This window comes from Bacillus thuringiensis, assembly GCF_001595725.1.
Lineage (GTDB): Bacteria > Bacillota > Bacilli > Bacillales > Bacillaceae_G > Bacillus_A > Bacillus_A thuringiensis_K.
The window spans coordinates 654,471-677,593 of sequence record NZ_CP014282.1; the positions used below are offsets into that span (position 1 = coordinate 654,471).

Consider the following 23,123-nt stretch of genomic DNA (forward strand, 5'->3'; position numbering starts at 1 on the left):
ACATGAAGTGAGGAGAAAAGAGAATGAGTACGATCAAAGACGTTGCGAAATTAGCGGGAGTATCTGTTGCGACCGTTTCCAGAGTTCTAAATAAAAATGGATATGTTCACGAAGATACATTAAAAAAGGTAGAACGTGCAATTGAGATGTTAGATTATAAGCCTAGTACAGTAGCGCGTTCACTGTATAATAAAAAGTCTCGTTTAATTGGCTTAGTTGTTCCAAATATCGTGAATCCATTCTTTCCGGAAGTTGCACGTGCCGTAGAAGATGTAGCACATAAACAAGGTTACACAGTTGTCCTTTGTAACTCTGATGAAAGTTTAGAAAAAGAGAAACAATATATTGATGTGCTTAGACAAAATAATGTAGATGGATTTATTGTAGCAACGAATCCACAAAATAGTGTTAATTACATGAATGTATCTGTTCCAGTTGTTGCGATTGACCGTATGTTTAATGAGCGTATTCCTACTGTATATGCAGATAACTATGCAGGAAGTCAGGCTGCGACAAAGTTGTTACTAGATAAAGGATGTAAACATATTGCACATATTCGCGGTCCACGTGATGTGAGTACTGCAAATGAACGCTTTGAAGGTTTTGTAGACGTTATTACGCAAAATAATCTTTCGTATATGATTGCAGAGAGTACGTTTGATCCAGCAAATAGTGAGCGTGTAGCGATGGAATTATTAGAAGAATACCCGCATATTGATGGTATTGTTGCTGGGAATGATTTAATTGCGATTGGTATTGTAAAGGCTGCACTTCAAAAGGGGATTGCCATTCCAGATGATTTACAAATTATCGGATTTGATGGAATTTCTTTAACGGAAATGATGTATCCATCTATTACAACAGTTGCACAACCGATATATGAAATGGGGAAAATTGCAACAGAGTTGTTGCTAGAGCAAATGGAAGGAAATACATTAGAAGAGAAACACTATCGTTTACCGATTGAAATTATAGAACGAAATACAACGAAGTAAGGAGATGAAACAGATGCCAAATATTGCAGTAGTAGGAAGCATTTCAATGGACTTAGTGGCTGTTTCAAAGAAACGGCCGAAAGCAGGAGAAACAGTAATTGGTGAAGAGTTTCATACAATCCCAGGAGGGAAAGGGGCAAACCAAGCAGTTGCTGCAGCTAGGTTAGGAGCAAATGTAGCAATGGTTGGAGCCGTAGGAAATGATGATTATGGAACAGTAGTTAGAAAAAATTTAGAGGACGAACGCGTTTTTATCGATTATGTGGTACCGGTTACAGATAGAACGACAGGAATTGCTCATATCGTTTTAGCAGAAGAAGATAACAGTATCGTTGTCGTACAAGGGGCAAATGCTTTTGTAAACAAGTCAGTGGTAGATCGCTCCAAAGACCTTCTTGTAAAAGCGGATATGGTTGTTCTTCAACTGGAAATTCCACTTGAAACAGTAAAATATGTATTAGCTATTTGTGAGGAACATAACATTCCTGTTATGTTGAATCCAGCGCCAGCACAAGTTTTATCAGAAGATATTTTAGAAAAAGCAACTTATATTACGCCAAATGAACATGAGTGCCGCATCGTATTAGATGATTTTACATCACCAATTGAAGATTTATTGGCGAAGTATCCAAATAAATTATTGATGACAGAAGGTTCTAAAGGTGTCCGTTTCCATAATGGAACAGAGATTGTACATGTTCCTAGCATTGCTGTTGATGTAGTGGATACAACTGGAGCTGGTGATACATTTAATGGTGCGCTAGCAGTTGCACTTTCTGAAGGAGAGACACTTCAAAAAGCAATTCGTTTCGCGAATATTGCTGGTGGTCTTTCTGTAACAAAACTTGGAGCACAGGGCGGTATGCCAACGAGAGATCGAGTACGTGAAGTGCAGGTGATTGTTGGATGAAAAAGCATGGTGTATTAAACAGTGAAATCGCGGCAGTCCTTGCTTCACTTGGGCATACAGATATGGTTGTAATTGCTGATTGCGGGTTACCGATTCCGGATGGAGTAAAACGAATTGATTTAGCTGTTGAGATTGGAAAACCGAGTTTTTTAGAGGTGTTACAAGTTGTAGCTGATGATATGGCAATTGAAAAAGTGACGTTAGCAGAAGAAGTCATTATAAAGAATGCGGAAGTAAATAAAGAAATCGAGCAGAAATTAATAGAGCCAGCATTTGAGTATGTATCTCATGAACAATTTAAAGAGCATACAAAGAAAGCGAAGGCGATTATTCGTACAGGTGAGGCTACGCCTTATGCAAATATAATTTTACATGCAGGCGTGATTTTTTAATAAAGGGAAGTGATGAGAATGCATATTGAAATGAAAAATATTTCAAAAGCGTTCAATGGCAATCCTGTTTTGAAGAATGCACAGTTTATGATTGAAACAGGAGAAGTTCATGCATTGATGGGGGAAAATGGAGCGGGTAAATCAACGCTCATGAAGATTTTAACAGGTGTATATAAAAAAGATGGTGGGACGATCACGATTGATGGGCAAGAGCGCACCTTTAAAAATGCGAAAGAAGCTGAAGAGTACGGCATCGCATTTATACATCAAGAACTAAACATATTGCCGAATTTAACAGTAGCTGAAAATATGTTTCTCGGTAAAGAGTTAATGTATGGGAAAACAGGTATTTTACGCACTCGACAAATGAACGCGATTGCGCAGCAACAACTAGCAGAGCTAGGATTGCATGTAAGAGGCGCTATGTTAGCAGAGGAATTATCGGTTGGACAACAGCAAATTATCGAAATTGCGAAAGCATTAATGACAAACGCGAGCGTTATTATTATGGATGAACCTACTGCGGCACTGACGGATCGTGAAATCGAAACGCTCTTTACAGTAATTAATAAGTTACGTAAAGAAGGTGTTTCATTCGTGTACATTTCGCATCGTATGGAAGAGATTTTCTCAATATGTGATGCTATTACGATTTTGCGTGATGGAGAATACGTGGGAAAGAGATTAATTCCAGAAACATCATTTGATGAAGTAGTGAGTATGATGGTGGGGCGCAGCATTGGTGAACGTTACCCAGAGCGAAATAGTCAAATTGGTGATATCATTTTTGAAATGCGTAACGGAACGAAGAAAGGGAAATTTGAAAATGTTTCGTTTCAAGTGAGGAAAGGTGAAATCCTTGGTGTAGCTGGTTTGATGGGGGCTGGTCGCACTGATATTATGAAAGCGATATTTGGTTATGAACCTTTAGACTCTGGACAAATTTTTATAAATGGACAAGAAGTAAAGATTGATAGTCCAATAGATGCAATTAGACAAAGAATTGCTTTTATTACAGAAGATAGAAAGTCTGAAGGATTAGTGCTAGATTTTTCAATTCGAGAAAATTTAGCTTTACCGAATTTAGAAAGTCTTTCAAAGGGAAGTGTTCTAAGCAACGAGCTAGAACAACAGTTTACAGAGGATATGATGAAGCTTCTTAATGTGAAAGCATCTAGCGGAGAGCAGGCAGTGAAATCTCTTTCTGGTGGAAATCAGCAAAAGATTGTAATTGCAAAATGGTTAGGCATTCATCCGCAATTACTCATTTTAGATGAGCCAACAAGAGGTGTTGATGTTGGAGCGAAAAAAGAAATTTACTCTATTATGAATAAGCTTACAGAGCAAGGCGATGCCGTTATTATGGTATCATCTGAGCTTCCGGAAGTTTTAGGGATGAGTGATCGAGTTCTTGTTATTCATGAAGGAAAAGTCCGCGGCATTTTAGGGAAAGATGAGGCATCACAAGAGTCTATTATGGCACTAGCTACAGGGGGAGAGTAAGGATGGCTAAGAAGGGGAATGTATTACAACAACTCGGTTCTTTAATCGGTTTAGTATTAATTATCGTCGTAATTACAGCTTTAAATCCAGCGTTTATTGAAATTCCAAATTTATTTAATATACTGCGTCAAGTATCGATTAATGCGCTTATTGCATTCGGAATGACCTTCGTAATTTTAACAGGGGGTATTGACTTATCGGTAGGTTCTATTTTAGCATTATCAAGTGCACTTGTTGCTGGAATGATGGCAAGTGGCATGGATCCGTTCCTTGCAATGGCAGTTGGACTATTAGCAGGTCTTGTAATGGGAATTGTAAACGGTATCATCATTGCGAAAGGAAAAGTAGCTCCATTTATTGCAACTTTAGCAACAATGACTATTTTTCGTGGGTTGACGCTTGTTTATATGGACGGACGTCCGATCACTGGTCTTGGTGATCATTTAATGTTCCAGATGTTTGGCCGCGGTTATTTTCTTGGTATTCCTGTACCAGCTGTTACAATGATGATCGCTTTCGCAGTACTGTACTTCATTTTGAAGAAAACGACATTTGGTCGCCGTACATTTGCAATTGGTGGAAATGAAGAAGCAGCAGCACTATCAGGTATTAATGTTACGAGAATTAAAGTAATGATTTACGGTCTTTCCGGAATTTTGGCAGCGCTTGCAGGTATTGTCTTAACATCACGATTAGATTCTGCACAGCCGACTGCAGGTACTTCTTATGAATTAGATGCAATTGCAGCAGTTGTATTAGGTGGAACAAGTCTTTCTGGGGGAAGAGGATGGATTGTTGGTACATTCATCGGTGTACTTATTATCGGTGTACTAAATAACGGTTTAAATTTATTAGGTGTATCTTCTTTCTTCCAACAAGTTGTAAAAGGACTTGTAATCTTACTAGCTGTATTAATTGATCGCCGAAAAGAAGCGTAATGGAGGGACAGTTCATGAAGAAATGGTTACTTATACTCGTTGCATGTATTATGGTCATTACTGCTGGTTGTTCAATGGAACCACCAGAATGGGCAAAGGATTCTAGCGATAAAGGTCGAAATAAAACTATTAAAGTTGGATTCTCTGTTTCAACTTTAAATAATCCCTTCTTTGTAACTTTGAAAAAGGGTGCAGAAAAGAAAGCGAAAGATAGCGGCATCGAATTGATTGCTGTTGATGCACAAAATGATGCAGCAAAGCAAACGAACGATGTTGAAGATTTAATTCAAAAGGGTGTCGATGTAGTTGTTATTAATCCGACCGATTCAGATGCTGTTGCTTCAGCAGTAAGTGCGGCAAATGCAGCGAATGTTCCTGTTATTACAGTAGACCGCGTTGCGAATTCAGGTAAGGTTGTTTCTCACATTGCATCTAATAATATCGAAGGTGGTCAAATGGCTAGTGATTACATTCGTGAATTAGTCGGCGATGGAGCAAACGTTGCTGAGTTAGAAGGAATCCCTGGATCGTCTGCTGCTCGTGAACGTGGGAAAGGATTCCATAACGTAGCCGATAAGTCTTTACAAGTAGTTGCCAAACAAGCGGCTGATTTTGATAGAGCGAAAGGATTATCTGTTATGGAAAACATTTTGCAAGCAAATAGCGATATTAAAGCCGTGTTTGCGCATAACGACGAGATGGCATTAGGTGCACTTGAAGCATTGAAGTCTGCTGGAAAAACGGATGTAGTCGTTGTTGGATTTGATGCAACAGAAGATGCTGTGAAAGCGGTTAATGATGGGCGTATGGCTGCAACAGTCGCTCAAAAACCAGAATTAATCGGAGAGAAGGCGATGCAAACAGCAAAAGAGATAACACAAGGTAAAAAAGTGGACAAATCTATTCCGATTGAATTAGAGCTTATTAAGAAAAATAAATAAATATAAAATGAAAATTAGGAAGGAAGAACAACAAATGAAATTCTTTATTGATACAGCAAACATTAACGAAATTAAAGAGGCAAATGCATTAGGCGTATTAGCTGGAGTAACGACAAATCCATCACTTGTAGCAAAAGAAGGCGTAGATTTTCACGAGCGCATTCGTGAAATTTGCAACGTTGTAGAAGGTCCTGTAAGTGCAGAAGTAATTAGCTTAGAAGCTGATAAAATGATTGAAGAAGGAAAAGAATTAGCGAAAATTGCTCCAAACGTTGTTGTAAAAGTTCCAATGACAACAGAAGGTTTAAAAGCAGTAAAAGCATTCTCTGACTTAGGAATTCGTACAAACGTTACATTAGTATTCTCAGCAGTTCAAGCGTTACTTGCAGCTCGTGCTGGTGCAACATACGTTTCACCATTCTTAGGTCGCTTAGACGATATCGGTCATAACGGTATGGACTTAATTCGTCAAATCGCAGAAATCTTTGCGATTCATGGCATCGAAACAGAAATCATTGCAGCATCTGTACGTCACAGTGTTCACGTAACTGACGCAGCATTAAACGGTGCACATATTGCAACAATCCCAGCAAACGTAATTGCTTCATTAGTGAAGCACCCATTAACAGATCAAGGAATTGAGAAATTCTTAGCTGATTGGGAAAAAACACAAGAGAAATAATAGAAAATCAAGAATCCTAGTTTAATTGACTAGGATTCTTTTTTATTTAAAAGAATTTTCATGCAATTTTGCATATTGTCTTTTAAATTTGTTATATAAGATATTTAATATATATCACATAACTCTTTATTTTTCATATTTCGATATAAAGTGGAACTTTAATCAGTGGGGGCTTTGTTCATCACCACACTGATTATTAGTTAAACCAAGGGATAAACAGATAGAGGGTCTGACCAGAAAACTGGAGGGCATGATTCTATAACAGAAAGTTTAATGTTTATAGAATTATGTCTTTTTATATAGGGAGGGTAGTAAACAGAGATTTCGACAAAAATGCACCGATTTATCTGAATTTTAAGTTTTATAAAAGGAGAGAAATGGAATGAGAAGAAAAGCCCCATTTAAAGTGTTGTCATCATTAGCAATTGCAGCAATTATCGGATGCACATCTGTAATGAGTGCGCCGTTAGCATATGCAGAAACGCCAGCAAAAGAGAAAGAGAATGTGTCTACAACGCCAATTGATTACAATTTAATTCAAGAAGATCGTTTAGCGGAAGCTTTGAAAGAAAGAGGAACAATTAATCCAGCATCTTCTAAAGAAGAGACGAAAAAGGCTGTCGAGCAATATATTGAAAAGAAACAAGGAGATCAGGCGAACAAAGAAATTCTTCCAGATGCTCACTCACAAGAAACGTCTGATTTCACAAAAAAAGTAAAAGAGAAAAAGATGGAAGAAAAGGAAAATGTAAAAAAGACTGAAAAAAATGTTAGCCTTGAGCAAAAGCCAGAACCAAATAAAAAGCAATTGAATGGGCAAGTTCCAACTTCAAAAGCAAAGCAAGCTCCATATAAAGGATCTGTTCGATCGGATAAAGTATTAGTGCTACTCGTTGAATTTAGTGATTATAAACATAATAATATTGATCAAACACCAGGTTATATGTATTCGAAAGACTTCAGTAGAGAACATTATCAAAAGATGTTGTTCGGTAAGGAGCCTTATACATTATTTGATGGTTCAAAAGTAAAAACGTTTAAACAATACTATGAAGAGCAGTCTGGTGGTAGTTATACGACAGACGGATATGTAACGGAGTGGCTAACAGTTCCAGGAAAAGCATCTGATTATGGAGCTGATGGTAGCAGTGGTCACGATAATAAAGGTCCGAAAGGTGCACGTGATTTAGTGAAAGAAGCTTTGCATGCAGCTGCTGAGAAAGGACTAGATTTATCTCAGTTTGATCAGTTTGATAGATATGATACAAACGGGGATGGGAATCAAAACGAACCTGACGGTGTAATTGATCATTTAATGGTAATCCATGCTGGTGTTGGTCAAGAAGCTGGTGGCGGTAAATTAGGTGATGATGCGATCTGGTCACATCGTTCAAAATTAGCAGTAGATCCAGTAGCGATTGAAGGTACAAAATCAAAGGTAGATTACTTTGGTGGAAAAGTAGCAGCACATGATTACACAATTGAACCAGAAGATGGAGCTGTAGGTGTGTTTGCGCATGAATTTGGACATGATCTTGGATTACCAGATGAATATGACACGAAATATACTGGAAATGGTTCACCAGTCGAAGCTTGGTCATTAATGAGTGGAGGTAGTTGGACAGGGAAAATCGCAGGAACAGAGCCGACTAGTTTTTCACCACAAAATAAAGACTTCTTACAAAAGAATATGGGTGGCAACTGGGCAAAAATATTAGAAGTAGATTACGATAAAATTAAGAGTGGTGTGGGAGTTCCTACATATATTGATCAAAGTGTTACGAAATCAAATCGTCCCGGCGTTGTACGTGTTAACTTACCAGGTAAAAGTGTTGAAACGATTAAACCGGAGTTTGGAAAGCATGCATATTATAGTACAAGAGGCGATGATATGCATACAACGTTAGAGACACCATTCTTTGATTTAACGAAAGGAACAAATGCAAAATTCGATTATAAAGCAAATTATGAGTTAGAAGCAGAGTGCGATTTCGTCGAAGTACATGCAGTAACAGAAGATGGAACGAAAACATTAATTGATAGACTTGGAGAAAAAGTAGTCCAAGGAGATAAAGATACAACAGATGGGAAATGGATTGATAAATCATATGATTTAAGTCAATTTAAAGGCAAAAAAGTGAAACTACAATTCGACTATATTACAGATCCGGCTGTAACATATAAAGGTTTTGCGATGGACAATGTAAATGTAACTGTTGATGGACAAGTTGTATTTTCTGATGATGCAGAAGGACAGTCTAAAATGAATTTAAATGGTTTTGTTGTTTCTGATGGGACAGAGAAGAAAGCTCATTATTACTACTTAGAGTGGAGAAACTATGCGGGATCAGATAATGGTTTAAAAGCAGGAAAAGGTCCAGTGTATAATACAGGTCTTGTCGTTTGGTATGCAGATGATAGTTTCAAAGATAACTGGGTTGGGATGCATCCAGGTGAAGGATTCCTTGGTGTTGTTGACTCTCATCCAGAAGCGCTAGTTGGTAATTTAAACGGCAAACCAGCATACGGTAATACGGGCATGCAAATTGCAGATGCTGCATTTTCATTTGATAAAACACCAGCATGGAGTGTAAATTCATTAACACGTGGTCAGTTTAACTATTCTGGATTACAAGGTGTTACAACTTTTGATGATTCAAAAGTATATAGTAACAAGCAAATTGCAGACGCAGGAAGAAAAGTTCCAAACCTTGGACTTAAATTCCAAGTTGTTGGACAGGCAGAAGATAAATCGGCAGGCGCTGTTTGGATTAAACGTTAATAACATAAAAGCACATTCTTCATATGAAGAGTGTGCTTTTTAATTTGTACAGTAAGTTATTATTTTAGTTTATCCCGCATTAACGGTCAGTAAGATCCCCACCTCAAAATTCAGCGGAAGTAAAGAAATTAGGTGGGAGATCAACTGCCCGTAAAAGCCCGATTGGTTCAACTAATAATCAGTGGGGATGAACAACCCCCCACTGATTAAAGTTTCACTTTATGTAATACAAGTGTTTATTCATGTGTAGTGTATCAAATTATGTGAGGAAAGGAAATATTTCCGAGGAAATTGTCGAAGTATCGTCAGTATTTATAAACTTTCTGTTTAAAAGAAGAGATGTATTATTGCCTTTACGGCTCAATTTATTTACATTGTTATTTGGTTATACACAAAAGTAATATATTGAGCAAAAAGAGTTCTATTCGATAGGGCTCTTTGGTTTTGTATTTGATATACAAATATTAACCTCGATTGTTTGGAAATGTATCTTCTTGTTTAGCGTCATTTGGACTTTAACTGCAGTTTTTGTTTTTCGTTTATATGAAGAGCGAGATGAGCCATTACCTTTTATATTTAAATTAATTGGCATTATTCCAACGCTTCCATTATATTACGGATTATATCAATATGCATTTTAAAAAAGACAACGATGGATTATCCCATCATTGTCTTTTTTACTTTGCTTCTTACATAAATCATACCAGCAAATGTTAATAAAAATGCTGTCCCGATAATGAAGCTGATGCTAGGTGATGCTCCGATTGCGCCGACTGTAAAGGAGCCAGCAACAACTCCTAATGAGAAGAAGGCATAAAATAATCCGAATGCCTTTCCGCGATTATCGTCTGTAGTATTTTCAACGAGTAAAGCGTTAATAGACGGAAAGAGGATTGCGAATCCAATTCCATAAATCATCATTACAATAAAGAGCATACCTTTTGTAGCAAATAATCCGAGTAAAGATAATGCGAATGCCATAACTGCAATTCCGATTAGCATTAGTTTCGAACGATTAAATCGATCGTAAATACGATTTGTTGGAAGCAAGAAGAAGAGGATAGCAGTAATACCAAATACACTTAACATCATGCCTGTTGTAGATGCTTTAAGCGCTAATGCCTCAACTTTTACTGGTAACATATAAGTGACAATTCCTTGTGAAAACATTAATGTGAAAGCACCAATATATGCTTGTAATAACGGTTCTGATTTTAACAGTTCAATCATATCTTCTTTGTTCATCATTTGCGTTCTTGATGTATCTTTTCTTGATACGTTATTTGGTAAGAAGAATAGAGATACGATTGTACCAAGAGCCATTAAAATAGAAATAGTAATGAAGACCCATTCTACGCCAGCTGTTGCTTTCATAATACCGCTGAAAGCAGGTCCTACGATTGCCGCTGTTCCAACAGCAGCACCAGATAGAGCCATTGCTTTTCCTTGTCTTTTTGCATTTGTTTGTTTTGATAAAAATGTAAAGGCAGCAGGAATTAAAAAGCCATCACTAAATCCATGCATAAAGCGAACAACTAATAGTTGTTCACCACTTTGAACAACGGTGTATAACAAGACTATGAAACTCGTAATTCCCATGCTTATATAAAGGATTTTTTTTGCACCAAATTTATCGACAGCTGCTCCAGCAATAATATTACCGATCATATTAGCGAATGAGTACATACCGACAACTAGCCCGATAATAAGAGGGGTTCCTCCAAGGCTTTGAGCGAAAGTACTCATAATAGGTAATTGTGAAAATGTATCTAAAAAAGCCACGATAACGATAAAGTAAATAAAATATTTCAAGCGATATTCACCTCTCCTATGCTATTATGGCACAATGCTAATTTCACCTGCAATGAAATTGAATTAACAGATGTGGAAAAAAGTACAAAGTGACAAAATATTGAACGTTATTTGTAAAAAATTAGTAGAAATGCGATTGTTTTTTTGAAATATATGGATAGAAGTATTATAATAGAATTGTAAACTTCACCAGGTTAAGTATATACATAGAGAGGGATGTATAAAATGAAAGCACTACTTTGGCATAATCAACGTGATGTACGAGTAGAAGAAGTACCAGAACCAACAGTAAAACCAGGAACAGTGAAAATCAAAGTTAAATGGTGTGGTATTTGTGGGACAGACTTGCATGAATATTTAGCAGGGCCTATTTTTATTCCAACAGAAGAACATCCATTAACACATGTGAAAGCACCTGTTATTTTAGGTCATGAGTTTAGTGGTGAGGTAATAGAGATTGGTGAAGGAGTTACATCTCATAAAGTGGGAGACCGCGTTGTTGTAGAACCAATTTATTCTTGTGGTAAATGTGAAGCTTGTAAACATGGACATTACAATGTTTGTGAACAACTTGTTTTCCACGGTCTTGGCGGAGAAGGCGGCGGTTTCTCTGAATATACAGTAGTACCAGAAGATATGGTTCATCACATTCCAGATGAAATGACGTATGAACAAGGTGCGCTTGTAGAACCAGCAGCAGTAGCAGTTCATGCAGTACGTCAAAGTAAATTAAAAGAAGGGGAAGCTGTAGCAGTATTTGGTTGCGGTCCAATTGGACTTCTTGTTATCCAAGCAGCTAAAGCAGCAGGAGCGACTCCTGTTATTGCAGTTGAACTTTCTAAAGAACGTCAAGAGTTAGCGAAATTAGCAGGTGCGGATTATGTATTAAATCCAGCAACTCAAGATGTGTTAGCTGAAATTCGTAACTTAACAAATGGTTTAGGTGTAAATGTTAGCTTTGAAGTAACAGGTGTTGAAGTTGTACTACGTCAAGCGATTGAAAGTACAAGCTTCGAAGGACAAACTGTAATTGTTAGTGTATGGGAAAAAGACGCAACAATTACTCCAAATAACTTAGTATTAAAAGAAAAAGAAGTTATTGGTATTTTAGGATACCGTCACATCTTCCCAGCTGTTATTAAATTAATTAGCTCTGGTCAAATTCAAGCAGAGAAATTAATTACGAAAAAAATTACAGTCGATCAAGTTGTTGAAGAAGGATTTGAAGCACTTGTAAAAGATAAAACACAAGTGAAAATTCTTGTTTCACCTAAATAAGATAGAATCGAATAGAGTAGCCCTTTTCTAGAAATAGAAGAGGGCTACTTTTTTTCTATACTGAAAGGTGATAGACTTTCCTTTGACTAAATGTATTTTTGTTTGGAAGGGAGAATCTAATGCTTTCATTTTTGTTAACTTTAAAGCGAATGTTAAGAGCCTGTTTACGAGCGTGGAAAGATAAAGAATTTCAAGTATTATTCGTATTAACAATTTTGACTTTAATATCGGGTACGATTTTTTATAGTACAGTTGAAGAATTACGTCCTATTGACGCTTTATATTTTAGTGTGGTCACGTTGACGACTGTCGGTGATGGGAATTTTAGTCCGCAAACTGATTTCGGAAAGATATTTACAATCTTATACATATTTATTGGGATTGGATTAGTGTTTGGATTTATTCATAAGTTAGCAGTTAATGTACAATTGCCAAGTATATTATCGAATAGAAAAAAAGAGTAAAGCATTCAGATGCTTTACTTTTTTTTTACATTAGTTTAGACAAGCCTTAATAATAGTTTATTAAAATGAAAGTGTATTCATTCATTATATTCACTGTGTATAAAGTTATAATGATATGAACATTTGCATATTTTAATTTAGTGATAGAAATTTCGTGAAAGGTGGGATATTCTAGTCATAGGTTAACCGGACGACATCATAGGATCCTAACAAAATGTTTACAATAACTCAATTATAAAATGGAGGATTTTATATGAAAAAGAAAGTACTTGCTTTAGCGGCAGCTATTACATTAGTTGCTCCATTACAAAGTGTTGCATTTGCTCATGAAAATGATGGGGCACAGAGATTTGGAGTTATTCCGCGCTGGTCTGCTGAAGATAAACATAAAGAAGGCGTGAATTCTCATTTATGGATTGTAAACCGTGCAATTGATATTATGTCTCGTAATACTACAATTGTAAAACAAGATCGAGTTGCACTATTAAATGAATGGCGTACGGAGTTAGAGAACGGTATTTATGCTGCTGACTATGAAAATCCTTATTATGATAATAGCACATTTGCTTCACATTTCTATGACCCTGACAATGGGAAAACTTATATTCCGTATGCAAAGCAGGCAAAGGAAACTGGAGCTAAGTATTTTAAGTTAGCTGGTGAGTCTTACAAAAATAAAGATATGAAACAAGCATTCTTCTATTTAGGATTATCTCTTCATTATCTAGGGGATGTAAACCAACCGATGCATGCAGCAAACTTTACGAACCTTTCGTATCCACAAGGGTTCCATTCTAAATATGAAAACTTTGTAGATACGATAAAAGATAACTATAAAGTAACGGATGGAAATGGATATTGGAACTGGAAAGGTACGAATCCAGAAGATTGGATTCATGGAGCGGCAGTAGTTGCGAAACAAGATTACGCTGGCATTGTAAATGATAATACGAAAGATTGGTTCGTGAGAGCTGCTGTATCACAAGAATATGCAGATAAATGGCGCGCTGAAGTTACACCAATGACAGGTAAGCGTTTAATGGATGCACAACGTGTTACTGCTGGATATATTCAGCTTTGGTTTGATACGTACGGAAATCGTTAAGTATTTAAAAAAGGTCAAATCTCAGAATAGAGTATTTGGCCTTTTTATCACTATACAATACATGGAGGTATGAAACGTGAAAGGTAAATTGCTAAAAGGTGTACTTAGCTTAGGTGTTGGTTTAGGGGCTTTATATAGCGGAACGTCAGCTCAAGCAGAAGCGTCTACAAATCAAAATGATACATTAAAAGTGATGACGCATAATGTATATATGCTATCAACAAACTTATATCCGAACTGGGGACAAACTGAGCGTGCTGATTTAATTGGGGCGGCAGATTATATAAAGAATCAAGATGTAGTTATATTAAATGAAGTGTTTGATAATAGCGCCTCAGATCGTTTATTAGGGAATTTGAAGAAAGAATATCCAAATCAAACAGCGGTATTAGGTCGTAGTAGTGGTAGCGAATGGGACAAGACGTTAGGAAACTATTCATCTTCAACTCCTGAAGATGGTGGCGTTGCGATTGTGAGCAAATGGCCAATCGCTGAAAAGATTCAATATGTATTTGCAAAAGGATGCGGGCCAGATAATTTATCGAATAAAGGATTTGTATACACGAAAATTAAGAAAAATGATCGTTTCATTCACGTGATTGGTACGCATTTGCAAGCGGAAGATAGCATGTGCGGAAAAACTTCACCTGCATCTGTACGTACAGACCAATTAAAAGAAATTCAAGACTTTATTAAAAATAAAAATATACCAAAGAATGAGTATGTGTTAATTGGTGGTGATATGAACGTAAATAAAATAAATACAGAGAACAAGAATGATTCAGAGTATGCATCTATGTTTAAAACATTGAACGCTTCTGTACCATCTTATACTGGACATACAGCGACTTGGGACGCGACGACAAACAGTATTGCAAAATATAATTTCCCTGATAGTCCTGCTGAGTATTTAGATTATATTATTGCAAGTAAAGACCATGCGAACCCATCGTATATAGAGAATAAGGTGTTACAGCCGAAATCTCCACAATGGACTGTTACATCATGGTTCCAAAAATATACGTATAATGATTACTCTGATCATTATCCAGTAGAGGCGACTCTTTCTATGAAGTAGTTTCAAAAAGTTTCTTCGTAAAGAAGAAACTTTTTTTATTTGCAAACAGGAAAATCACACTTTCTTTCCAATATGTATAAGACATATTGAGAAGAGGAGAGAAAAATGTGGATCGAGGACTTTTTAAAGAAGTTCCATTACCTTGTGCATTTTTGGATGAAGTGGCTTTAGATAGAAATATTCAATCGATTATAGAGTTAAGTGGAAATAAAAAGATTCGTATAGCGAGTAAATCGTTACGCTCTGTTCCGATTATGCAAAAGATTTTAGCTGCAAATGATCGATTTCAAGGTATTATGTGCTTTTCACCTAGAGAGATTTTATTTTTAATAGAACAAGGATTTAATGATTTATTGCTTGGATATCCTGCTTACGATGAAAGAGCTCTGTATGAAATTAGTTTGTTAACAAAGAAAGGTTTCATTATAACTTGTATGGTGGATTGTGAAGAGCATATTGTGTATTTAGAAAACATTGCTGAGAAATCTAAAGGATGTTTTCGTGTTTGTTTGGATATTGATATGAGTAGTCGTTTCTTTCAATTTCATTTTGGTGTACAAAGGTCCCCAGTAAAAAATGTGCAGGATGCGTTGAAAGTAGTAGAAAAGGTGAGAAGGTCATCATATTTAATGTTAGATGGTGTGATGGGTTATGAAGCTCAAATTGCTGGGGTGGGAGATCATATACCGAATCAATGGTTGAAAAGTAAAGTGATTTCGTATTTAAAGCAGAAATCAGTGCTAGAAGTTAAAGAAAGAAGAGAACATATTGTAAAAGCAATACAAAACATTGGTATTGAGCTAAGGTTTGTAAATGGAGGCGGAACAGGAAGCATAAAAACAACCGAGAAAGATAATTCAGTTTCAGAGATTACAGTAGGTTCTGCTTTTTATTCTCCAAAGCTGTTTGATTATTATAAAGAGGTGAAATTTCATCCAGCGGTCGGATTTGCCTTACCAGTTGTGCGGAAACCAGTCCCGTTTATTTACACTTGCCTAGGTGGTGGATATATTGCTTCAGGAGCAGTTGGAAAAGATAAAGAGCCTGAAGTTTGGAGACCGAAGGGTGCAAAACTATTAGCTTTAGAAGGTGCTGGAGAGGTACAAACACCAATTTTTTATAACGGCGAGGAACGAGTGGATATAGGAGAGTCCATATTGTTTCGCCATAGTAAAGCTGGTGAGTTATGTGAGCGTTTTCCTTTTTTGTATCGTGTTAAAAAAGGAGAGATTGTTGGGGAGTATTCAACATATCGGGGGGATGGCCAATGCTTTCTATAAAGGGACAAAAGTGGAGAAATTGGACAGGGAATGTAGAAGGAACGCCGCATTATACGATGTATCCAGAAAGTATACAAGATGTAGTAGAAGTTGTGGGGCTTGCGCGAAAAAAGGGGAAGAAAATTCGTGTTGTCGGTTCAGGACATTCGTTTACACCCCTTGTGCAAACGGAAGAAGTTTTAGTTTCTTTAGATGAATTGAAGGGTATTGTGAATATTGATGCAGAGAAGATGGTTGCTGAAGTATGGGCAGGAACAAAGTTATATGATTTAGGGAAGTTACTTGAGGAAAAAGGTTATGCGCAAGAAAATTTAGGAGATATTGATTTACAATCTATTGCAGGAGCGATTAGTACGGGGACTCATGGAACGGGTATTACCTTTGGGAGTTTATCAACACAAGTTATAGAGATTACGGCAGTTTTATCTAATGGTGAGAGTATAGTTTGTTCGGAAGCTGAGAACGTAGAATATTGGAGAGCGTTTCAGTTGTCACTTGGAATGTTAGGTATCATTGTAAAGATAAAATTGAAGGTTATTCCAGCGTATTCACTCGTTTATGAAAGTGAGAAACAGTCATTATCTACTGTAATGAACAAACTAGAAGAATATAAGAAGCATCGTCATTTTGAATTTTTCGTTTTTCCTTATTCTGATGAAGTACAAGTGAAACTTACGAACGAAACAACGAATAAAGGCAGTGATTTGAAATGGCATAAACTAAAGGTAGAGTTACTTGAAAATAGGATGTTCTCTTTACTATCTAAAGGATGTAAATGGTTTCCTTCTATAAGTAAAGGAGTGAGTCGATTATCAGCTAAAGCTGTACCAAACACAAAAATAATTGGCCCGAGCTATGAAGTATTTGCTACATCACGTACGGTACCATTTTATGAAATGGAGTATAGCATTCCTTCAAAGTATATGAGGACGGTTGTAGAAGAAATCTCAAATCTTATTGAAAAGAAAAAGTATAAGGTGCACTTCCCAATCGAATGCCGCTATGTAAAAGGGGATGATATATGGCTTAGTCCAGCCTATGGAAGAGATTCAGCGTATATCGCTGTTCATATGTATAAAGGTATGAAATATGCTGCTTACTTTGGCGAAGTGGAAAAAATTTTTCTGAAGTATGAAGGGCGTCCGCATTGGGGGAAAATGCATACATTATCGTATGAGCAATTACAAGATATATATCCAGAGTTTCATTCGTTTTTACAGGTGAGGAAATCTCTAGATGAACTTGGAATGTTTTTTAATCCTTATGCAGAAAAGTTATTTATCCCGCTATTTGTCAGGCAGTAAGACCCCCACCTCAAAATTCAGCGGAAGCAAAGAAGTTAGGTCGGGGCTGATTAAAGTTTCACATTATGTATATGAAAAAGCTGACAAATAATTATTTGTCAGCTTTTTTTAGTGTAATTGCATTTCTTGTATGACTAATATGTTCATAAAATAGTAGTTTATCACGGCTAAATACATGAAGTAAAACATGAATAATGAATAGGCCGTTAATGATAAATAGGAATAACAATGTAACGAGTAATACTAAAGGCTCTGTGTGATTTAAAATAGAGCTACTAGAAAGAATATAATTGATTCCGCCTAACGCAAAATAAAATATACCGTAGCGAATAAATAGTTCTTTTAATGTAATACGATTTGATTTTCCTTTCACGTGAATGCGAAGCAATGCTTTCCCAATTGTTTTTCCATTCGTAAAGTATGGAATAATAATAAAGTAAATAAGGATTGAACACGTAATGAAAATGAGTTCATACATATTCGTGTAAGATTGCATATTAGAAACGAAGAAAGAATTCCCTTTGTTTTTAACGACAGGTACGACGATAGATAAGAAAATCCAATCAATTTGCATCGCGATAAGGCGACGAATGAATCCGACTGGTTTCGTTTCCAAATTAATATGACTATCTAACTCGTTTGTCTTCGGAAGGAAGTACGTAAATATTGGTGCAATGATAAAACCAATTACGCCACCTAATGTATTTAAAAATAAATCATCGATATCAAATAATCGGTATGCACAATTGTATATACCGTATAATCCAGTCACTTGTGTTAGCTCAAAAAATAGTGAAAGGAAAAAGGAAATGCAAATTGTTTGTAAGAAACTACGTCGGAAATAATAACGTAAGTAAATGCCGAATGGAACAGTTAATAGAACATTAAAGGCAACTTGTAAAAACGCAGACTCTTTTAATAAGTAGAAATAAGTAGTTGGTTTCGTTAAAACTGCCGATGTATGACTACTAATCTCTTGTATGAAATAAAATGGTGAGAGTTGCATGTGTTGTGTATTAGCCGGTTGTAGGCTACAAGTATCAAACGTTTGTGGCAACGGCAAAATAACAAGAAAATAGGCATTTAATAAGTAAAGTAATAATGAGTATAAAATAAATGAGCGCCATTTATTTAAATAACCGTATTTTCGATAATTAAATATTAAAAAAGGGATTAAAAGAAACATTGCTAAAAAAGGAAATAAAATAAATGCTGTTTTCACTGGAAATAAATATGCAGTCAAAGTAAAACTCCTTTCAATAAAAATTCGTTTATCATTATAGCGCTAAAAATATTTAAATACAAAGTTAAAATTTTTCGAAATAGAAATAATTACTAATTTTATAGGGATTAAGTTATAATAAATTAAATATAAGGATATTGTGATTACATAATTTGAGAGAGGGTACAAGAGATGCGATATGAACTTTTTTCTGTAAGTGGGGATCATATTACGACTTTTGAAAGTGCATGGCGTTTTCAGGAGGGAGAACAGATTTTTGTTCATGATGATCAAACAAAACGAAACTTTATTATTATTCGGCTGACACATGATGTATTTCAACAAAATAAACATGTTATTCGTTTGTATTGTCAAGAGAAGAAAGTGTATGCATAAGAGAAGCCCTCTTACAGTATGAAAAGTAAGAGGGTCCTTATCTCGTTATTTGTGAACAGCCCAATTGATGAGGGCTGATTAAAGTTTCACTTTATCATTTTGGCCCTCGTAAGGAATAAAAAGAGAAGGATTAATGCACATAGGTAGCATTTGATTTGGAAGAAAGGATATAGCCTTGTATTTTGTGCTTCAAAGTTTCATTGCCTTCTTTTTGAGAAAGCCATGTATGGTAATCTTGTTGTGTTTTCCATAACATACGAATCATATACTCTGCCTTATCATTTGTACGATGAACATGTGAAAACTCTATGTTAATACAACCGTTCGTTCCGGGGGAAGGATAATATTGTTTAAGCCCATAAAGTAGCTCATTTTCATATCCGTACTTAATGTGAATGAGTTTAGTAACTATAAACATATAAACACCTCTTTTACGATAATAGTAGGAAAGATAGAATTACTGTAATAGTGAACTTTATAAAAAATATACTATTCAGAAAATTATAAGCAAATAATAGGTTTTAACTTAATAAAGGTATAAAAAAGCGAGTTATTCTATTACACTAGATGACTCGCTTTCAATTTGTAAGTTTTACTTTATAAGAAAATAAGAGTAAGTACACCTACGATAATACAATAGAAAGAGAAATATTTTAAATTTCCTTTTGCCATAATGTTCATAAACCATTTTAGTGAAATATACGTCATGATAAATGTTGCGATGAATGCAACGACATATGGTACGAATAATGTGTCTAGATTTGGATCATTTGCAATGTCTGTAATGCTTAACAATAAGCCACCTAAGCTAACAGGAATGTATAGTAAGAATGAGAAGCGAAGAGCTGTTTCTTGCTTCATACCAAGTAACATTGCTGCTACGATTGTGGCACCAGATCGGCTTATTCCGGGAATCAGTGCGCAAGCTTGTGCTAATCCGACGATGATTGCATCTTTCATAGAAAGGTCGCCATCATTTTTACGACCGCGTAAATTTCTAATAATCCAAAGGCCGACAGCAGTAATAAGAAGGGAAATCCCAACCATCTTCACACCTTTTAAGTACTGATCGATGTAATCTTTAAATAAAACACCAATAACACCTGCTGGAATGGTTGCCATAACAAGATAAATAATAAAGAAGAAATCTGATTTTGCGTCTTCTGCTCTTGTAAATATATAAGAGAGACCATTCTTTGTTAGACGAATTAAATCATTTCTATAAATAAGTAATACAGCTAATAATGAAGCTGAATTAACAAGTAGTTCGAAGCTAAACCCTTCTATTTTTAGTTCTAGCAAATGTTGTGCTAAAACGAGATGACCACTTGAAGAAATCGGAATTGGTTCTGTTAGTCCTTGGAACAGACCGAGAATTAAATATTTTAAAACGTAGTAAAATTGTTCCATAATAACCTCCTTGTTTATTAGTTGAAAGAAACAACTTTTCCATTATAACAAAGATATGGATGAATATTGAAAAGAAATAAATATTCGAAATAAAATAAAAATCCCTTATAGCAGTATAAGGGATTTTTATTTTTAATTAAGAAGTTACTGTTCCTTGAAGACTTTTAGACAATTGAACATCGACTTTTTCAGCATCATGAATATGATTCATAATAGTAGTATTTAATTTTTGGAACATTTGTTGTGTGTTAGCGAATTCTCGTAATATGTCATCATTACAAGATTTTTGGTTTTCAATAGCCTTAATAACATTTGTAGCACCATTTTGTAACGTTTGAATCATAACTAAAATATTTTCAATTCTAGCATTTGTATCGGCGCTCATTTCTACACCTTCATCGACTAAATGTAAATTATCTTTTGTGTTATCATATGCTTTTTCAATTTCTTCTTGAATTTTTTTCGTTAAGTTGCCGATGTTTTTTGTACTTTCTGCTGTACTTTCCGCTAGTTTTCTTACTTCATTGGCAACGACAGCGAATCCTTTACCGTGCTCTCCAGCACGTGCGGCTTCAATACTCGCATTTAAAGCAAGTAAATTTGTTTGTGCTGCAATGTTTTGAATGACTTCTACAATTTGCTCGATTTCCTTTGAGCGTTCGCTTAGATGATTCATACTATTAGACGTGCGTTGAGATTGTTCACCTAATTTATTAATTACAATAAGTAAGCGGTGAACGGATTCTTTTCCTTCATTAGAGCAGTCAATAATTTCTGCAATAGATTGAATTAAGCTTTGTTCCTTTTGTAACATTTCATTATTTAGCTCATTGGAATGTGTCGTACGTGTTGAAACATTTTCGAAACATGAACTTAATTGTTGAACTAAATTTTGAAGTGTATTATGTTGGTTATTTACAAGTTGATGCTCTTGGACAACACTTTGTACACGATCGTGGATAGTAGAAATAGTCTCTTGTTTTTCAATATCTTTTTGTTTTAATTCTGCTTCTAATTCTTGTATACGCTCTTCTAATTGAGCAATTGTATGTTGGAGTGATTTTTTTTGAGTAAACATGTATTTATTTCAACCGCCTTCGAAAGTTATATTTTCTCTATATTTGGATTTTAGCATCTTTTGTATTTTTTAAATATAGGAATTGTTAAATATTTAAGAATCTATTACATTTTATTCATAATTCTCTTTTTTTTGTCACGAAAAATAAACTGTATTTAATCGTTTTGTAAACAAACTGTAAAATAAATCATGTATAACTGTATAAGAAGGGAGTCGGATTATGAACTATTTTAAGCGAATCAGCTGTCTAGTATTAGCAGGAATTATCGGTCTTTCTAGTACAGTCGCTGTTAAAGCAGAGTCAAACGACGAGAAACTTAACAACATGCAACAGCAATTGCAACAAAACGATGCAGAAATGCAAAAGAAAGAGCAAGAGAAGCAAGCTGTTAGTAAAGAAATTAAAGGTATCGAAAACGAACTACATAATTTAAATAATACAATTGCAAAAAATAAAGAGGATCAAGCTGCTATTCAACGTAAAATCGATGAAACACATAAGCAGATTGAGCAAAAAAAGCAAGAAATTGTCGTTTTGGAGGATAAAGTCCTTGCTCGTAAAGATATTATGAGAAAACGTATGGTTTCTGTTCAAAACAGTTCAAATACAAGTTTAGTAGTAGAAGTTGTAGTAGAATCAAAAAACTTTGCAGACTTCTTACAACGTATGAACGCAGTTTCTACTATTCTAGAAGCTGATAAAGAAATTTTACGTCTACAAGAACAAGATCTTCGTCAAATTGAAGAAGATAAGAAAACAATTGACGAAAAAGAAGCATCTTTAGTAGTAGACAAACAAAAATTAGCAAAAGCGCAAGCTGAACTGCAAGATAACTTGAAAAAGCGTCAAGATAACTTACAAACAGTTCAAGCTAAATATAATGAAGTTGCAAGTCAACTTAATTTAGCAGCGGAAGAAAAAGCTAAAATTGAATCAAATATGAAGACAGTACAAGAAACGATTGCTCGTGAGCAAGAAGCAGCAAGAATCGCAGCGGAAGAGCGTGCAAAAGCAGAAGCGGCTGCAAAAGCAGAGCAAGAAGCTTTAGCGAAAGCACAAGCAGAAATTGCTGAAAAGCAAAAGCAGGAAAAAGCTAGTAAAACAGCTGAACCAGTTGCTAATAATAATTCGAAGGTACAACCTACCAAACCTGCACAACCTGAACCACCTTCTAAGCCAACTGCTGGTGGGAAAGAAATTTATGTAGAAGCTACAGCTTATACAGCTGATCCAGCGGAAAATGGTTATGCACCAGGTCAACAAGTATTTTCTGCATGGGGACACTATAACTTAACTGCAAACCCAGGAATGAAATTAATTGCTGTAGATCCAAAAGTTATTCCATTAGGTAAGACTGTAAATGTTGAAGGTTATGGAGTAGCAATTGCAGCCGATACTGGTGGAGCTATTAAGGGGCATAGAATTGATGTTTTAATGCCAGATAAAGGTTCATCAAGTAGTTGGGGCAGAAGAACAGTTAAAGTTACAATTTTAAACTAACACGTAATCCAACTTTACAATACGTAGAGTTGGATTTTTTTATAATAATAAT

The 23,123-nt window shown here is 35.6% G+C and carries 20 protein-coding genes and 2 pseudogenes; 17 read left to right on the forward strand and 5 right to left on the reverse strand.

The genetic code is table 11. From position 1 onward, the window contains the following. Positions 1 to 23: 23 nt before the first annotated feature. The 9 genes and pseudogenes from rbsR to AXW78_RS34210 all read left to right on the forward strand — a co-directional run. Positions 24 to 995, forward strand: a complete 972-nt coding sequence (gene rbsR, locus AXW78_RS03250; RefSeq protein ID WP_000104057.1) for a ribose operon transcriptional repressor RbsR — start codon at positions 24 to 26, stop codon at positions 993 to 995. A gap of 13 nt (positions 996 to 1,008) precedes the next feature. Next, positions 1,009 to 1,905, forward strand: a complete 897-nt coding sequence (gene rbsK / locus AXW78_RS03255) for a ribokinase (protein WP_061883778.1) — start codon at positions 1,009 to 1,011, stop codon at positions 1,903 to 1,905. Further along, positions 1,902 to 2,297 (forward strand): D-ribose pyranase, encoded by a 396-nt coding sequence (gene rbsD, locus AXW78_RS03260; protein WP_000716135.1) that lies wholly within the window; start codon positions 1,902 to 1,904, stop codon positions 2,295 to 2,297. The genes rbsK and rbsD overlap by 4 nt, the downstream gene beginning before the upstream one ends. Positions 2,298 to 2,315: 18 nt before the next feature. Beyond that, positions 2,316 to 3,800 carry a ribose ABC transporter ATP-binding protein RbsA gene (gene rbsA, locus AXW78_RS03265; RefSeq protein ID WP_061883779.1) on the forward strand — a complete coding sequence of 495 codons (1,485 nt, stop codon included), beginning with the start codon at positions 2,316 to 2,318 and terminating at the stop codon, positions 3,798 to 3,800. Positions 3,801 to 3,802: 2 nt separating this feature from the next. Then, positions 3,803 to 4,738, forward strand: a complete 936-nt coding sequence (locus AXW78_RS03270; RefSeq protein WP_001074641.1) for an ABC transporter permease subunit — start codon at positions 3,803 to 3,805, stop codon at positions 4,736 to 4,738. 14 nt (positions 4,739 to 4,752) lie between these two features. Further along, positions 4,753 to 5,679 (forward strand): ribose ABC transporter substrate-binding protein RbsB, encoded by a 927-nt coding sequence (gene rbsB, locus AXW78_RS03275; protein ID WP_000758971.1) that lies wholly within the window; start codon positions 4,753 to 4,755, stop codon positions 5,677 to 5,679. A 34-nt stretch (positions 5,680 to 5,713) separates the two neighbouring features. After that, on the forward strand, positions 5,714 to 6,361 hold the full coding sequence (gene fsa, locus AXW78_RS03280; protein ID WP_000667661.1) for a fructose-6-phosphate aldolase: 648 nt from the start codon (positions 5,714 to 5,716) through the stop codon (positions 6,359 to 6,361). Positions 6,362 to 6,743: 382 nt separating this feature from the next. Beyond that, entirely contained in the window at positions 6,744 to 9,143 is a 2,400-nt protein-coding gene (inhA2, locus tag AXW78_RS03285; RefSeq protein ID WP_001252978.1) for a M6 family metalloprotease immune inhibitor InhA2, read from the forward strand. A gap of 428 nt (positions 9,144 to 9,571) precedes the next feature. After that, a pseudogene (locus tag AXW78_RS34210) lies at positions 9,572 to 9,784 on the forward strand (hypothetical protein); the annotation flags it as partial. Between the two features lie 16 nt (positions 9,785 to 9,800). Here AXW78_RS34210 and AXW78_RS03295 read toward each other — a convergent pair. Next, positions 9,801 to 10,955: an MFS transporter gene (locus AXW78_RS03295; protein WP_000873268.1), complete on the reverse strand. Its 1,155-nt coding sequence runs from the start codon at positions 10,953 to 10,955 to the stop codon at positions 9,801 to 9,803. Between the two features lie 225 nt (positions 10,956 to 11,180). Here AXW78_RS03295 and bdhA point away from each other — a divergent pair, with 225 nt between their 5' ends. The 6 genes from bdhA to AXW78_RS03325 all read left to right on the forward strand — a co-directional run bounded on the left by bdhA (position 11,181) and on the right by AXW78_RS03325 (position 17,464). Continuing rightward, positions 11,181 to 12,233 carry a (R,R)-butanediol dehydrogenase gene (gene bdhA / locus AXW78_RS03300; protein ID WP_000645827.1) on the forward strand — a complete coding sequence of 351 codons (1,053 nt, stop codon included), beginning with the start codon at positions 11,181 to 11,183 and terminating at the stop codon, positions 12,231 to 12,233. A 119-nt stretch (positions 12,234 to 12,352) separates the two neighbouring features. Then, positions 12,353 to 12,697 carry a potassium channel family protein gene (locus AXW78_RS03305; RefSeq protein ID WP_000948209.1) on the forward strand — a complete coding sequence of 115 codons (345 nt, stop codon included), beginning with the start codon at positions 12,353 to 12,355 and terminating at the stop codon, positions 12,695 to 12,697. 253 nt (positions 12,698 to 12,950) lie between these two features. Further along, entirely contained in the window at positions 12,951 to 13,802 is an 852-nt protein-coding gene (cerA, locus tag AXW78_RS03310) for a phospholipase CerA (RefSeq protein WP_061883780.1), read from the forward strand. 76 nt (positions 13,803 to 13,878) lie between these two features. Continuing rightward, positions 13,879 to 14,880 carry a sphingomyelinase C gene (gene sph / locus AXW78_RS03315; protein WP_000676791.1) on the forward strand — a complete coding sequence of 334 codons (1,002 nt, stop codon included), beginning with the start codon at positions 13,879 to 13,881 and terminating at the stop codon, positions 14,878 to 14,880. 107 nt (positions 14,881 to 14,987) lie between these two features. Continuing rightward, positions 14,988 to 16,160, forward strand: coding sequence for an amino acid deaminase/aldolase (locus tag AXW78_RS03320; protein ID WP_000373793.1), 1,173 nt, complete (start codon positions 14,988 to 14,990; stop codon positions 16,158 to 16,160). Next, positions 16,148 to 17,464, forward strand: coding sequence for a D-arabinono-1,4-lactone oxidase (locus tag AXW78_RS03325; RefSeq protein WP_000948945.1), 1,317 nt, complete (start codon positions 16,148 to 16,150; stop codon positions 17,462 to 17,464). The genes AXW78_RS03320 and AXW78_RS03325 overlap by 13 nt, the downstream gene beginning before the upstream one ends. Positions 17,465 to 17,555: 91 nt before the next feature. On the opposite strand, the gene AXW78_RS03330 is transcribed toward AXW78_RS03325, so the two are convergent. After that, positions 17,556 to 18,707 carry a VanZ family protein gene (locus tag AXW78_RS03330; RefSeq protein WP_000128028.1) on the reverse strand — a complete coding sequence of 384 codons (1,152 nt, stop codon included), beginning with the start codon at positions 18,705 to 18,707 and terminating at the stop codon, positions 17,556 to 17,558. A 171-nt stretch (positions 18,708 to 18,878) separates the two neighbouring features. Here AXW78_RS03330 and AXW78_RS03335 point away from each other — a divergent pair, with 171 nt between their 5' ends. Further along, positions 18,879 to 19,082 carry a hypothetical protein gene (locus AXW78_RS03335; RefSeq protein ID WP_001268332.1) on the forward strand — a complete coding sequence of 68 codons (204 nt, stop codon included), beginning with the start codon at positions 18,879 to 18,881 and terminating at the stop codon, positions 19,080 to 19,082. A 130-nt stretch (positions 19,083 to 19,212) separates the two neighbouring features. Here the strand turns inward: AXW78_RS03335 and AXW78_RS03340 are convergent, their stop codons facing one another. From AXW78_RS03340 to AXW78_RS35640, 3 genes and pseudogenes are all read right to left on the reverse strand, one after another. Further along, positions 19,213 to 19,500 carry an antibiotic biosynthesis monooxygenase gene (locus AXW78_RS03340; RefSeq protein ID WP_000471251.1) on the reverse strand — a complete coding sequence of 96 codons (288 nt, stop codon included), beginning with the start codon at positions 19,498 to 19,500 and terminating at the stop codon, positions 19,213 to 19,215. A 179-nt stretch (positions 19,501 to 19,679) separates the two neighbouring features. Next, positions 19,680 to 20,492, reverse strand: a complete 813-nt coding sequence (locus tag AXW78_RS03345) for an undecaprenyl-diphosphate phosphatase (protein ID WP_000434790.1) — start codon at positions 20,490 to 20,492, stop codon at positions 19,680 to 19,682. Between the two features lie 136 nt (positions 20,493 to 20,628). After that, positions 20,629 to 21,159 (reverse strand): annotated as a pseudogene (locus AXW78_RS35640) (methyl-accepting chemotaxis protein); the annotation flags it as partial. Between the two features lie 631 nt (positions 21,160 to 21,790). Here AXW78_RS35640 and AXW78_RS03355 point away from each other — a divergent pair. Continuing rightward, positions 21,791 to 23,071 (forward strand): 3D domain-containing protein, encoded by a 1,281-nt coding sequence (locus AXW78_RS03355; protein WP_061883781.1) that lies wholly within the window; start codon positions 21,791 to 21,793, stop codon positions 23,069 to 23,071. The last annotated feature ends 52 nt before the right edge of the window (positions 23,072 to 23,123 follow it).